At 70.8% G+C, this 14,244-nt stretch carries 11 protein-coding genes; all 11 read left to right on the top strand.

Annotated elements, in window-relative coordinates; all coding sequences use genetic code 11:
- Nucleotides 1-85: 85 nt before the first annotated feature.
- The 11 genes from J3P31_RS09160 to cybH all read left to right on the top strand — a co-directional run bounded on the left by J3P31_RS09160 (nt 86) and on the right by cybH (nt 14,089).
- Entirely contained in the window at nt 86-448 is a 363-nt protein-coding gene (locus J3P31_RS09160; RefSeq protein ID WP_210528137.1) for a response regulator transcription factor, read from the top strand.
- Nucleotides 445-1,101, top strand: a complete 657-nt coding sequence (locus J3P31_RS09165) for a chemotaxis protein CheX (RefSeq protein WP_210528138.1) — start codon at nt 445-447, stop codon at nt 1,099-1,101. The genes J3P31_RS09160 and J3P31_RS09165 overlap by 4 nt, the downstream gene beginning before the upstream one ends.
- Nucleotides 1,094-3,571, top strand: a complete 2,478-nt coding sequence (locus J3P31_RS09170; RefSeq protein WP_210528139.1) for a PAS domain S-box protein — start codon at nt 1,094-1,096, stop codon at nt 3,569-3,571. The genes J3P31_RS09165 and J3P31_RS09170 overlap by 8 nt, the downstream gene beginning before the upstream one ends.
- Nucleotides 3,572-3,680: 109 nt before the next feature.
- Nucleotides 3,681-5,000: a sensor histidine kinase gene (locus tag J3P31_RS09175; RefSeq protein WP_368373046.1), complete on the top strand. Its 1,320-nt coding sequence runs from the start codon at nt 3,681-3,683 to the stop codon at nt 4,998-5,000.
- Nucleotides 4,997-5,986, top strand: a complete 990-nt coding sequence (locus J3P31_RS09180; protein ID WP_210528141.1) for an NADH-quinone oxidoreductase subunit B family protein — start codon at nt 4,997-4,999, stop codon at nt 5,984-5,986. Before J3P31_RS09175 ends, J3P31_RS09180 begins: the two co-directional genes overlap by 4 nt.
- Nucleotides 5,983-7,410 (top strand): nickel-dependent hydrogenase large subunit, encoded by a 1,428-nt coding sequence (locus tag J3P31_RS21350; protein WP_246849412.1) that lies wholly within the window; start codon nt 5,983-5,985, stop codon nt 7,408-7,410. The genes J3P31_RS09180 and J3P31_RS21350 overlap by 4 nt, the downstream gene beginning before the upstream one ends.
- Entirely contained in the window at nt 7,395-9,653 is a 2,259-nt protein-coding gene (gene hypF / locus J3P31_RS09185) for a carbamoyltransferase HypF (RefSeq protein WP_246849428.1), read from the top strand. The genes J3P31_RS21350 and hypF overlap by 16 nt, the downstream gene beginning before the upstream one ends.
- Nucleotides 9,654-9,844: 191 nt before the next feature.
- Nucleotides 9,845-10,930 carry a hydrogenase small subunit gene (locus J3P31_RS09190; RefSeq protein WP_210528143.1) on the top strand — a complete coding sequence of 362 codons (1,086 nt, stop codon included), beginning with the start codon at nt 9,845-9,847 and terminating at the stop codon, nt 10,928-10,930.
- Nucleotides 10,931-10,932: 2 nt separating this feature from the next.
- Nucleotides 10,933-12,726, top strand: a complete 1,794-nt coding sequence (locus tag J3P31_RS09195) for a nickel-dependent hydrogenase large subunit (RefSeq protein ID WP_210528144.1) — start codon at nt 10,933-10,935, stop codon at nt 12,724-12,726.
- 11 nt (nt 12,727-12,737) lie between these two features.
- Nucleotides 12,738-13,310 carry a HupE/UreJ family protein gene (locus J3P31_RS09200; RefSeq protein ID WP_210528145.1) on the top strand — a complete coding sequence of 191 codons (573 nt, stop codon included), beginning with the start codon at nt 12,738-12,740 and terminating at the stop codon, nt 13,308-13,310.
- A gap of 11 nt (nt 13,311-13,321) precedes the next feature.
- Entirely contained in the window at nt 13,322-14,089 is a 768-nt protein-coding gene (cybH, locus tag J3P31_RS09205; RefSeq protein ID WP_210528146.1) for a Ni/Fe-hydrogenase, b-type cytochrome subunit, read from the top strand.
- Nucleotides 14,090-14,244 lie beyond the last annotated feature (155 nt).

Below are 14,244 nucleotides of genomic sequence, written 5' to 3' on the forward strand. Positions count from 1 at the left end.
GAGAATTCTTCAGAGATGCCGAGAGGGTAGCGTTCACGTGACCGCAACTGACAGCACCGGAACCGTTGCAAGGACGGTGTTGATCGTGGACGACAGCAAGCTGGCCCGCATGGTCGTTGCTCGCGCCCTGGGACGGCTGAGGCCCGACTGGCGCCCGGTCGAGGCGGCCAACGCCGACGAGGCCCTGGAGAAGGCCCGATCAGAGCCGGTCGATGTGGCGTTCATCGACTTCAACATGCCGGGGGCGGATGGCCTCAGCCTGGCTGCGGACCTGCGGGAGACTTGGCCCAACATGCCGATCGCGCTGATCTCGGCCAACGTCCAGGACGAGATCATCTCGCGCGCACGGGCGCTCGACACCACCTTCGTGCCCAAGCCGGTCACGGACGAGGCTCTTGGCGCCTTCCTGTCGGGCGCTACGCTCCGGCTCAGGCGCGCGGGGGCATGAGCGGGACGTTGATCGAACTGGACGAACTGGAGCGCGATGCGCTGGCCGAACTGGCCAACATGGGCGTGGGCCGCGCGGCCGCCAACCTCGCGCGGATGGTGGGCGGGCAGGTTCTCCTGTCGGTGCCCGCCGTCGAGGTCGTGACCCGCGCCCGGGCGTCCGCCCTCGCGATGCGGGGCAACACCGGCAGCCTTGTCGCCGTGCAGCAGAATTTCGTCGGGCCGTTCTCGGGCCAGGCCGTTCTCGTGTTCCCCGAGGCCAACAGCCTCGAACTGGTCCGCGCGGTCGTGGGCGAAGCGGTCCCGCTCGAGGATGTGGCGGACCTCGAGCAGGAGGCGGTCGCGGAGATCGGCAACGTCGTCCTGAACGGCTGCCTCGCGACGATGGCGAACGTGCTTCGTCAACGGCTGGACATGTCCCTGCCCGAGGTCATGCGGACCACGGATGCGGAGCTCTTCGGAGGCGGTCCGGCCGAGCAGGACGGTGGGCTGGTGCTGTTCCTGTTCATCGACTTCCGCGTCCGCGACCGCGACATCCAGGGCTACATCGCGCTGCTGATGGACCTGCCGTCGCTGGAGCGGCTGAAGCAGCTCATCAACGACTTCATCCAAAGGGCCACCTCCGCTCAGGCCACGGCCACCTCGAATGGTTGATGCCTCGCTCCTCGCCGCCGCGATGGACTCCCTCGAAAGCGGAGTCATCCTGATCGATGCCAATGGCGCGATCCTGTGGTGGAACGCGTGGTTCGCCGCCGCGTCGGGTCTCGCGCCGGAAGCCGGGGCCGGGCGGACGCTCGGCGACGTCTTTCCCGGGCTCGACGGCTCGAGGCTCGCCCTGGCCATCACCGACGCGCTCGAACTCGGCATCTCGAGCACCCTGAGCCACGCGCTGAATCCTGAACTCCTGCCTCTGCGGCGGCGGGACGGACGGCCGATGATTCACCATGTCGTCGTGCGTTCGGTGGAGACCGGCAATGCCCGCACGGTGCTGGTGCAGGTCATGGACGCCAGCGCCGCCCACCACCGGGAGCGCGTCCTGCGCGAACGCCTGAACGCCCGCTTCAGCGCCGTGGTGGACGGGGCCTTCGACGCCATCCTGATGGCGGACGGGCAGGGTCGGATCCAGTGGCTCAACGATGCGGCGGTCCGCCAGTTCGGCTTCGCGCGCTCCGAGGCCGAAGGCCAGGACATCTCCTTTCTCCTGCCGGCCCGCGACGGCCCCAGCCTTGCCCAGATCCGGCGACCCGAGGAAGAGGTGGGGCGGCGCAGCGACGGCGGCGTGGTGCCCGTGGAGGTCTCCGTGGCGCCCTGGGTGGCCGAGGGGCGGCGCCATCTGACCGTGATCCTGCGCGACCTGAGCGAGCGGAAGCGGGCCGAGGATGCCCTGCGCGCCGCCGCCGCCGTGTCCTCGGGCACCAGCGACAGCGTCCTCCTGGCCGAGCTGGCGCGTGAGCTCGCGGCCGGGCTCGGGGTGGAGCACACGCACATCGCGGTCCTCGTCGACGAGGGAGGCGAGCGCCGGCTGAGGTCGCTCGCCGTCTGGTCGGCCGGGCGCACCGATCCGGTCGAGTTCGCGATCGACGGAACGCCCTGCGCGGATACCTTCGCCGACGGCCACTGCGTCGTGCCGCGCGGCGTCCGCGGGATGTTCCCTCGGGCCGGCTTGCTCACCGAACGCGGTTTCGAGAGTTATGTGGGCGTGCGCTTCCACGACGCGCAGGGCCGCCCGATCGGGGTGGTCTGCGCGATGGACCGCCAGCCGCTGGCGAACCCCGAGCTGGCCGAGCGGCTGGTCACGGCCTTCGCCGCCCGGGCCGGGGGCGAACTGGCCCGCCAGCGGGCCGAGGCCGACCTCCGCGCGCTCAACGCCGAGCTCGAACAGCGGGTCGAGGACCGCACCCAGGCGCTGGCCCGCGCGGCGGCCGATCTCCAGGTCGAGATGAAGCAGCGCGAGGAGGCCCAGGCGGCCTTGGCGCAAAGCCAGAAGCTTGAGGCGCTGGGCCAGCTCGTCGGGGGTGTCGCGCACGACTTCAACAACATGCTGGCCGCGATCACGGGAAGCTATGCCCTGATCGACCGGCGCGTGGAGGACCCGGCGGTCCGGGAGATCGTGGAACATGGCCGCAAGGCGGCCGACCGCGCGGCCGAGCTGGTGCGCCACCTGCTGGCCTTCGCCCGGCGCGAGGAGCTCCGCCCCAAGGTGGTGGATCCGTCGGGGCTGCTGACCGACGTGGCCGACCTGCTGTCCCATGCCGCCGGTCCGACGATCGCCTGCACGATCGAAACCGAGGCCGACACCTGGCCGGTGCTGGTCGACCGCCACCGGCTGGAGGTGGCGCTCCTCAATCTCGTGGTGAACGCCCGTGACGCCATGCCCGAAGGGGGGCGCCTCACCATCCGTGCTCATCGGCTCGCGCCCGAGGGGCGGCACCCGCAGGTGCCCGCCGGGGACTTCAGCGTGATCTCCGTCGCCGACACCGGTGTCGGGATGCCGCCCCATGTGCTGGCGCGGGCCGTCGAGCCATTCTTCACCACCAAGGCCGTGGGCAAGGGGACCGGTTTGGGGCTGGCCATGGTCCACGGCTTTGTGGAGCAGTCCGGCGGGGCCATGCTGATCGACAGCCGTCCGGGCGAAGGCACGAGGATCAGCCTGGTCCTGCCCCGCGCGACCGGCGAGATCGCCAGCGAGGACGCCGCCGCCGAGCCCCTGGCGGCAAAGCCCCGCAGCCATGCGGTCCTCCTCGTGGTCGATGACGACGATCAGGTCCGACCGGTGACGGGGGCGCATCTGCGCGACCTGGGCTACAGCGTCCATGAGGCCTCCAGCGGCGACGAGGCCATCCGGATCGCGGCCGCCGTTCCCCGCCTGGATCTCGTGGTCAGCGATGTCGTCATGCCGGACATGGACGGTCCCTCGCTGGCCGCGCGGCTGCGGGCCGCGCACCCGTCGCTGCGGATCATGTTCCTGACCGGTCATGCCGATCCGCAGGCGCTCGCCGGAGAGGCGGTGCTCGGCAAGCCCTTCAGCCCGGACCAGCTGGCCCAGGCCATCGAGGCGGCGCTCCGGTCCCCCGAAGAGGCTGGGGGGAACCTGTCCGGACGTGAAGTCGCCTGGCAGCACTGACGGAGGCCGGGTCCGCGGCATCATGGATCCGTCCAGGGTTAGCGCCCTGCGGGGTTCGGCTTTCCATGGCACGCCTGTCCCGGTAACCTGCGACGCGGAGGACGATGCAGTGCGCCTTGGGCAGGACCTCGTTCAGACGACCCCGACCGCGGAGTTCAGCGACTCCGCCTGGCTCGACGTGCTGCGCGCCGTGGACAGCACCTACGCAGAGCTGGTCTCCTATCAGGAGCGTCTTGAGCAGCAGAACGCCGAGCTGGAGTCGCTGCGAAGGAGCATGGCGTCCGTCCTCGATTCCGTGTCCGACGTCCTCGTCGTCGTGGATCGCGACGGCCGCATGGAGGAAACGAGCGCATCGCTCCGTGCGCTCTTCGCCGAACCTGGCTCGCTGGCCGGGCAGCCCATGGCAGGCATCGTGGACGAGGGGTCGCGCACGATCCTCGAGGCCGCGCTCCACGAGGTGATGGTCAGCCGCCGCCGCCTGACGGTGGAAGCCGACCTGGCCTCGCCCTCTGGCCCCCAGACGTTCGAATGGAGCCTGACGCCCCGCCTCGATGACCGCCGTCGCAGCAAGGGCGCGGTTCTCGTCGGTCGCCCGGTGGGTGAGCTGCGCCGCGCCTACGAAGCGCTCGAGAACAGCCATCGCGCCCTGCAGGAGGCGCAGGCCCAGCTCGTCCGCAACGAGAAGATGGCCTCCCTCGGGCGACTGCTGGCCGGGGTCGCGCATGAGCTGAACAACCCGATCAGCTTCGTCTACGCCAACGTCCATGCGCTCGAACGCTACGCGAGCCGCTTCGAGGCCTACTTCGAGCGCGTGCAGGCCGGTGCCCTGCGCGAGGAGCTGGTCCGGCTGCGCGCCGAGCTGAAGCTCGACCGCGAGGTCCGCAACCTCCGCACCGCCATCGACGGCGCGCGTGACGGAGCCGAGCGGGTGCGCGACATCGTGGCCGACCTGCGCCGCCTGTCCGCCGACGGCTCGGGCGAGGCGATCGCCTTCGACCTGGCCGAGACGGTGCGCGTCGCCGCGAACTGGGTCCTGCGCGGCGCCAAGCACAAGCCCGCCCTGACCATCGAAGGCGAGGAGACGCTGCGCGCCATCGGCCGCGCGGGCCACATTCAGCAGGTCGTGATGAACCTGATCCAGAACGCGCTCGACGCCGTGGCCGAAACCGACGATCCCGTCGTGACGGTGACACTGATGCATGGGGACGGCATGGCGGTCGTGGAGGTGCAGGACAATGGCCCGGGCGTCCCGCCCGAGGCGCGGGGCCGCATCTTCGACCCGTTCTTCACGACGAAGCCGGTGGGGAAGGGGACGGGCCTCGGCCTGTCCATCTCCGCCAAGATCGCCGAGGAGCATGGCGGCGCGCTCCGCCTGCTCGACGGTCCCCCCGGCGCGACCTTCCGCCTGTCGATCCCGGAGGCGCGATGAACCTCCTCTGGCTCCAGTCGGCGGGCTGCGGCGGCTGCACCATGTCGCTCCTTTGCGCCGAAAATCCGGGCGTCTTCGACCTCCTGTCCGGCGCGGGCATCCACGTCCTCTGGCACCCCTCCCTGTCGCAGGAGACGGGGGCCGAGGCGCTGGCCATCCTCGATGCCGTGGCCTCGGGCACGGTGCCCCTCGACGTCCTCTGCATCGAAGGGTCGGTCGTCACGGGGCCCAAGGGGACCGGGCGCTTCCACATCCTGGGCGGCACCGGGCGGCCCATGCTGGACTGGGTGCGCCAATTGGCCCCGCTCGCCCGGCATGTCGTCGCGGTGGGCAGTTGCGCGGCCTATGGCGGCATCACTTCGGCCGGCGACAACCCGGCGGGCGCGACCGGCCTGCAATGGGACGGCACCCGACCCGGGGCCGTGCTGCACGCCAGCTTCCGCGCCCGGGGCGGCCTGCCGGTCGTCAACGTCGCGGGCTGCCCCACGCACCCCGACTGGGTGACCGAAACCCTGCTCCTCCTGGCCGAAGGCGCGCTGGGCGAGGGCGACCTCGACCGCTACGGACGGCCCCGCTTCTTCGCCGACCACCTCGTCCACCACGCCTGCCCCAAGAACGAGTTTTACGAATATAAGGCGAGCGCCAAGGCGCTGTCGCAGATGGGCTGCATGATGGAGCATCTGGGCTGCGTCGGCACCCAGGCGGCGGGCGACTGCAACATCCGGGGCTGGAACGGCGGCTCCTCCTGCACCCGCGCCGGCACCCCTTGCGTGGCCTGCACCGCGCCTGAGTGGGAGGAGCCCCGGCATCCCTTCACCGAGACGCCCAAGCTCGCCGGCATCCCGGTGGGCCTGCCCTCCGATATGCCCAAGGCCTGGTTCATGGCGCTGGCCTCTCTCTCCAAGGCGGCGACGCCGGATCGGATCGGCGCCAACGCCACCGCCGACCGCATCCTCGTGCCACCCAGCCTGCCCAAGCGCCCATGACCTCCCGCACCCTCCTCGTCGGCCCGTTCAACCGGGTCGAGGGCGACCTCGAGGTCCGCCTGACGGTCGAGGAGGGGCGCGTCGTCGCTGCCCACGTCAACTCGCCCCTGTTCCGGGGCTTCGAGATGATGCTTCTGGGCAAGGACCCACGCGACGCGCTGACCATCACGCCGCGCATCTGCGGCATCTGCTCGATCAGCCAGTCGGCGGCCGCCGCGCTGGCGCTGGCCGATGCCGCCGGGGTTACGCCCGCGCCGCAGGGGGCGCTCGCCGCCGCGATCCTCCACGGGGTCGAGAACCTGTCCGACCACGTGACCCACTTCCACCTGTTCTTCATGCCGGACTTCGCCCGCCCGGCCTATGCGGGTCGCCCCTGGCACGCGCAGGCCGTCGCCCGCTTCACCGCCATGGAGGGCAGCGCCGCCCGCGCCATGACCTCCGCCCGGGCCGAGCTTCTGCACATCGTGGGCCTTCTCGGGGGCAAGTGGCCCCACACGCTGGCCATCCAGCCCGGTGGCGTCACCCGGGCGCCGACCGTGCGCGACAAGATCCGCATGGCGACGACTCTGCGGTCGTTCCGGAGCTTCCTCGAAGCCAGCCTCTTCGGGGGCGCCTTGGAGGACTTCGCCGCCCTCCCGTCCCTCGACGCCCTGATGGGCTGGTCCAGCGGCGACGCGGGCCTGTTCCTCCGGATCGCCGCCGACCTCGACCTCCTGGGCCTCGGCCCCGGCCCGGGCCGGTATCTCTCCAGCGGCGGCTATCCGACCGCCTCCGGCACCGCCTTCGCGCGGGGCATCTGGACCGAGGGCACCACCGCCCCGCTCGACTCCTCCGCCATCACCGAGGACCTGAGCCACGCTTGGATGCTCGGCCCCTCGCGCCACCCCGCGCAGGGCGTGACCGCCCCCGATGAGGACATGGCCGCCCCGGCCTATAGCTGGTGCAAGGCCCCGCGCCTTTCGGGCCGGACCATGGAGACGGGGGCGCTCGCCCGGCAGGTCGTGGACGGGCACCCGCTCGCGCTCGACCTCGCGGCCCGCTCCTCCGTCCTGGCCCGCGTCGCCGCGCGGCTGCTGGAGATCGCCCGCACCCAGATCCTGCTGGAGCAATGGGTCGCCGCCCTCGACTCCGCCCAGCCCTTCATGGCCGAGGCTCCCCTCTGCGACGGCGAGGGCGCGGGGCTGGTCGAGGCCGCGCGCGGCACCCTCGGCCACTGGGTCCGGATCGAGCGTGGCCGCATCGCCGCCTACCAGATCGTCGCGCCGACGACCTGGAACTTCTCGCCCCGCGACGCGGGCGGCGTCCCCGGCCCGGTCGAGGCCGCGCTCGTCGGCGCCCCGGTGGGCGAGGGGGAGGTGGCCCCGCTCGCCGTCCAGCACATCGTCCGGAGCTTCGACCCGTGCATGGTCTGCACGGTGCATTGAGCGGCCCGCTCGCCATCCGCGTCCGCGGGCAGGTGCAGGGCGTGGGCTTCCGGCCCTTCGTCTGGCAGCTTGCGACCCGGTTCGGCCTGCGGGGCGAGGTCCTGAACGACCCCGAAGGCGTGCTGATCCACGTCACCGGCGACGCGCTCCCCGCCTTCCTCGATGCTCTGCCCAAGGAGGCCCCGCCGCTCGCCCGCATCGATGCCATCGAGAGCGCGGCTCATGTCTTCGCGACCGAACCTGTCGCCTTCACCATCGCCCCCTCTCGCGGGGTGGGGGCCGAGACGCGCGTCACCCCCGACGCCGCGACCTGTCCGGCCTGCGCCGCCGAAATCCGCGATCCGACCCAGCGGCGCTTCGGCTATGCCTTTACCAACTGCACCCACTGCGGGCCGCGCCTGTCGATCCTGTCGGGCCTGCCCTACGACCGCGCCCGCACCGCCATGGCCGATTTCGTCATGTGTCCCGACTGCGCGCGCGAGTACGCCGACCCCGCCGACCGCCGCTTCCATGCCCAGCCGATCGCCTGCCCGGCCTGCGGCCCCCGGCTCTGGCTCGAACAGGACGGGCGCGAACGCCTTGGCGACCCTGTTGCCCACGCCGCCACGCTCCTGCGAGATGGCGCGATCCTTGCCGTCAAGGGCCTGGGCGGCGTCCACCTCGCCTGCGATGCGACGAACCCGGAGGCCATCGCGACCCTCCGCGCCCGCAAGCGCCGCCCGACCAAGCCCTTCGCCCTCATGGCCCCGCTCGCGACCATCCGGGCCCACGCCGAGGTCCGACCCGAGGAGGAGGCCCTCCTCTCAGACCCCGCCGCCCCCGTCGTCCTCCTGACCAAGGCCGGGACGCCCCTCCCGGACGGTCTCGCCCCCGGCCAGCCCACGCTCGGCTGGATGCTGCCCTACACGCCGCTCCACCACCTCCTCCTCGACGCCGTGGACCGACCCCTCGTGATGACCTCCGGCAACCTGTCGGGCGAGCCGCAGGTCATCGCCAACGACGAGACGCGCGCCAAGCTCTCCGCCTTCGCCGACGCCTTCCTCCTCCACGACCGCGACATCCTCCGCCGCCTCGACGACGGGGTGGAACGGTGGACGCCGCACGGGCCCATGACCCTGCGGCGCGGGCGCGGCCGGGTGCCCACCACGCAGCCGCTCCCCCCCGGCTTCGAGTCTGCGCCCCCCGTGACCGCCTATGGCGGCCATCTCAAGTCTGCGATCTGCCTGACCAAGAACGGACAGGCGCTGCTGTCGCATCACCTGGGCGACCTCGACGACGCCCTGACCTTTGAGGAGTTTCTGAAGGCCGACGCCGACTACGCCGCGCTCTTCGATCATCGCCCGCACGCCGTCGCCTGCGATCTCCACCCGGACGCCCGCGCCTCCCTCCACGCCCGCAGCCGCGGCTTGCCCGTCATCGAGGTCCAGCACCACCACGCCCACCTCGCCGCCTGCCTGGGCGAGAACCTCTGGCCCCGTCGAGGCGGCCCTGTCGCCGGGATCGTCCTCGACGGCCTGGGCCTCGGCCCCGACGGCACCGTCTGGGGCGGGGAGCTGCTGGTCGGGGACTACGCTGACGTCACCCGCGCCGCCCACCTCGCCCCAGCGCCGCTCCCCGGCGGCGACGCCGCGCAGCGCGAGCCCTGGCGCAACGCCGTGATGCGGCTCGACCAAGCAGGGCTGTCCGACCTCGCCGACCGGCTGTTCCCGGATCGCCCGCGCGACCTCCTCCGCCGGGCCGCCCGCGCCGGGGTCAACGCGCCGCTCTCTTCCTCGGCGGGCCGCCTGTTCGACGCCGTGGCCGCGCTGGTCGGCTTCGGCGATGCCGCCCAGAGCTTCGAGGGCGAGGCCGCGATGCGGGTCGAGGCCCTGGCCCTCACCGCCCCGGACGCCGAGCCCTATCCCTTCGCGCAGGACGGCCCGGTCATCGACCCCGTGCCCCTGATCCAGGCCATCGCCGCCGACCTCGCCGCCGGCACCCCGCCGGGCCACATCGCCGCCCGCTTCCAGTCGGGCCTGGCCCAGGCCTTCTGCCGCCGCGCCCGCATCGAGGTCGAACAGGGTCGAGCCCGCGCCGTCGCCCTCACCGGCGGCTGCTTCCAGAACGCCACGCTCCTCGACCTCTGCCTGCGCGAGCTCGACGGCCTCCCCGTCCTGATCCACCGCCGCGTCCCGGCGAACGACGGCGGACTCGCTCTGGGTCAGGCTCTGGTAGGCGCCGCGCGGCTGGCGGAAAGCGCCTGACCACGACGCCTGTCCGACCGATCAGCCTCCTGCCATCCGGCAGTCCGGCCGGAATCGGCTAAGTGTCTGGAGAATCCTTCGGAATGCTCCGCGCGGCACCGCCACGGTTTCCACACCCCCGCCATCTCCTTCTTCGGCATACCTCGGTGCACTACGCAGCCCAAGGCTCGCGGCACGCTACGGAGGGGACCTTGCCACCGATCGAAACCTTCTACGAGGTCATGCGCAAGCAGGGGATCACCCGGCGCAGCTTCATGAAATACTGCTCGCTCACCGCCTCGGCGCTGGGCTTGGGTCCGTCCTTCGTCCCCCAGATCGCCCACGCGATGGAGACGAAGCCCCGCACGCCCGTCGTCTGGGTCTCGGGCCTCGAATGCACCTGCTGCTCGGAAAGCTTCATCCGCGGCGCGCACCCGCTCGCCAAGGATGTGGTGCTGTCGATGATCTCGCTCGACTACAACCACACGCTGATGGCCGCCGCCGGCCACCACGCCGAGGCCGCTCTGGAAGAGACGCTCGAGAAGTACAAGGGCAACTACATCCTCGCCGTCGAGGGCAACCCGCCCCTGAACGAGGACGGGATGTTCTGCATCATCGGCGGGCGGCCCTTCCTCGACCAGCTCAAGCGGGCCGCCGAGGGCGCCAAGGCCGTGATCGCCTGGGGGGCCTGCGCCTCCTACGGCTGCGTGCAGGCGGCGAAACCGAACCCGACCCGCGCGACCCCGATCCACGAGGTCATCACCGACAAGCCGATCATCCGCGTGCCGGGCTGCCCGCCCATCGCTGAGGTCATGACCGGCGTCATCACCTACATGCTGACCTTCGACCGCCTGCCGGAACTGGACCGCCAGGGCCGCCCGGCGATGTTCTACGGCCAGCGCATCCACGACAAGTGTTACCGCCGCGCCCACTTCGACGCCGGCCAGTTCGTGGAAAGCTGGGACGACGAGAACGCGCGCAAGGGCTACTGCCTCTACAAGATGGGCTGCAAGGGCCCGACCACCTACAACGCCTGCTCCACCATCGGCTGGAACGACGGGACGAGCTTCCCGATCCAGTCCGGCCACGGCTGCATCGGCTGCTCCGAGGACGGGTTCTGGGATCAGGGCTCCTTCTACAACCGTGTGACGGACCTCACCCAGTTCGGGGTCGAGGCCAACGCCGACCAGATCGGCCTTGCGGCGACCGGCGTCGTCGGCGCGGGCGTCGCCATCCACGCCGCCATCTCGGCCCTCAAGGCCGCCCAGAACCGCGCCGCGCTGCGCGAGGAGGCCTGACCATGGGCATGACCACACCGAACGGCTTCGACCTCGACACCACCGGCCGCCGCATCGTCGTCGACCCGGTGACCCGGATCGAGGGCCACATGCGCTGCGAGGTCAACGTCAACGACGAGGGCGTCATCACCAACGCCGTCTCCACCGGCACGATGTGGCGGGGGCTGGAGGTCATCCTCAAGGGCCGCGACCCGCGCGACGCCTGGGCCTTCACCGAACGCATCTGCGGCGTCTGCACCGGCACGCATGCGCTGACCAGCGTGCGGGCCGTGGAGGACGCGCTCGGAATCACGATCCCCGAGAACGCGAACTCCATCCGCAACATGATGCAGCTGAACCTGCAGATCCACGACCACGTGGTCCATTTCTACCACCTGCACGCGCTCGATTGGGTCAACCCGATCAACGCGCTGCGGGCGGACCCCAAGAAGACCTCCGAACTGCAGCAGACCGTCTCGCCCAGCCACCCGATGTCCTCGCCGGGCTACTTCCGGGACGTGCAGAACCGGCTCAAGGCCTTCGTCGAATCTGGCCAGCTCGGCCTGTTCAAGAACGGCTACTGGGACAACCCGGCCTATCGCCTCCCGCCCGAGGCGGACCTGATGGCGACGACGCACTACCTCGAGGCGCTCGACCTCCAGAAGGAGATCGTGAAGATCCACACAATCTTCGGCGGCAAGAACCCGCACCCGAACTGGCTGGTGGGCGGCGTCCCGTGCCCCATCAACATCGACGGCGTGGGCGCGGTCGGCGCCATCAACATGGAGCGGCTGAACCAGGTCAGCTCGATCATCACGCTCTGCGAAGACTTCGTCCGCAACGTCTACCTGCCCGACGTCGTGGCCATCGGCGGCTTCTACAAGGACTGGCTCTACGGCGGCGGCCTCTCGGGCCAGTCGGTCATGGCCTATGGCGACATCCCCGAGCGGGCCAACGACTTCTCCTCCGAGAACATGCTGCTGCCGCGCGGCGCGATCGTCGGCGGCGACCTCTCGACCGTCCATGACGTGGACGTCCGCGACCCCGAGCAGGTGCAGGAGTTCGTGGACCATAGCTGGTACGCCTACGGCCAGCCCGGCGTGGGCCTGCATCCCTGGGACGGCGTGACCGAGGCGAAGTTCGAGCTCGGCCCCAACCTCAAGGGCACCCGCACCAATATCCAGGAGATCGACGAAGGCGCGAAGTATTCCTGGATCAAGGCCCCGCGCTGGCGCGGCCATGCGATGGAGGTGGGCCCGCTCGCCCGCTACATCGTGGGCTATGCCAAGGGCCACGAGGACATCAAGACCCAGGTCGACGGCCTGCTGCGGACCATGGACCTGCCGGTGACCGCGCTCTTCTCGACGCTGGGCCGCACCGCCGCCCGCGCGCTGGAATCCGAATACTGCACCCGGCTCCAGCGGCACTTCTTCGACAAGCTGGTGGCCAACATCAAGGCGGGCGACAGCTCGACTGCGAACGTCGCCAAGTGGGACCCCAAGACCTGGCCCGCCGAGGCCAAGGGCGTCGGCATGACCGAGGCGCCGCGCGGCGCGCTGGGCCACTGGATCCGCATCAAGGACGGCCGGATCGAGAACTACCAGTGCGTGGTGCCGACGACCTGGAACGGCTCGCCCCGCGACGCGGCCGGCAACATCGGCGCCTTCGAGGCCAGCCTGATGAACACCAAGATGGAACGCCCCGAGGAGCCGGTGGAGATCCTGCGCACGCTCCACAGCTTCGACCCCTGCCTCGCCTGCTCCACGCACGTCATGTCGCCCGAGGGCGAGGAACTCACCACCGTCAAGGTCCGCTGAGGAGGACGACCATGAAGCGCATCGTTCCGACGACCCTTCTGGCGCTGCTCGCCACGCCGGCGCTGGCCCATCCCGGCCATGGCGCGACCGGCCTCGCGGCGGGGCTCGTGCACCCGCTTTGGGGGGCGGACCACCTGCTCGCCATGCTGGCGGTGGGCCTGTGGTCCGGCTTCGTCCTGCCCCGGCGCGTCTGGGCGGGCGCGGCGGCGTTCCTCACGGCCATGTCGGCCGGCGCGGGCCTGAGCTGGGCAGGCTTCGGCCTGCCGGGCGTGGAGGGTCTGACCCTTGCCTCGGTGGTGGCCTTCGGCCTGATGGTCCTGGTGTCCCGGCGCGGGCAGGCACCTGTGGTCACGGCGGCGTCCCTCGCCGCCATCGCGGGCTTCGCCCTGGCCCACGGCTACGCCCATGCGAGCGAAACGGCAGGGCAGGTGGGCACCTACCTGGGCGGGTTCCTGATCTCCACGGCGGCGTTGCATCTGGCTGGCATCGGCCTCGCACGCATCGCTGCCGGGCGTCCCTTCGTGCAGCGCGCGCTGGGGGCATCGCTGATGGGTTCGGGCCTCCTCCTCGCGGCGTTGGGCTGAGGGGGGACGCCATGAGCATCCCGCAGCCCGGCCCGTTCCAGCCCGCCCCAAGCCGCAAGGCCACCGTCACCGACCTGCCCTTGGGCGGCGCCCGCGGGGCGCGGCGGCTGACCGCCGTCTACGTCTACGAGGTGCCGGTGCGGCTCTGGCACTGGATCAACGCCTTCGCCATCGTCGTGCTCTGCATCACCGGCTACCTGATCGCCTCGCCGCTGCCCACCATGCAGATCGGCGAGGCCGCCCACCAGTTCGTCATGGGCTACGTCCGCTTCACGCATTTCGCGGCGGCTATGATCCTGATCGTGGGCTTTGCGGCCCGCGCCTACTGGGCGCTGGTCGGCAACCACCACGCCCGCCAGATCTTCACTCTTCCGCTCTTCAATTTCCAATGGTGGAAGGAGGTCTGGCACGAGATCCGCTGGTACGCCTTCCTTGAACGGCAGCCGCGCAAGTACGCGGGCCACAACCCGCTCGCGCAGTTGGCCATGTTCACCTTCATCACGCTGGGCGTGCTGTTCATGATCGTGACCGGCCTCGCGCTCTATGGCGAAGGCGAGGGGGCGCTGAGCTGGATCGGGCGGGGCTTCGGCTGGGTGATCCCCCTCGCAGGGGGCAGCCAGATGGTCCACTCGCTCCATCACCTCGGCATGTGGTCCATCGTGATCTTCACCCTGGTCCACATCTACGTCGCGGTGCGCGAGGACATCATGAGCCGCCAGTCGATCATCTCCACGATGATCTCGGGCCAGCGCACCTTCAAGGACGATCGGCCGGATTGAACCCGCTCTAGACTGACCGACCCCGTTGCGGCGGGCCCCCACCCGGGCCCGCTGTTTTCGTTTCGGGACCATCGATTCGGACGGCTTCGGTCCGGGTGGTCACCCAGTTTCCATGTTGCTGGATGAATGGCAGCTTGATCTGCATCAAGGTGCTG

Origin of the sequence: Rubellimicrobium arenae (assembly GCF_017916275.1) — a bacterium.
GTDB lineage: Bacteria > Pseudomonadota > Alphaproteobacteria > Rhodobacterales > Rhodobacteraceae > Rubellimicrobium > Rubellimicrobium arenae.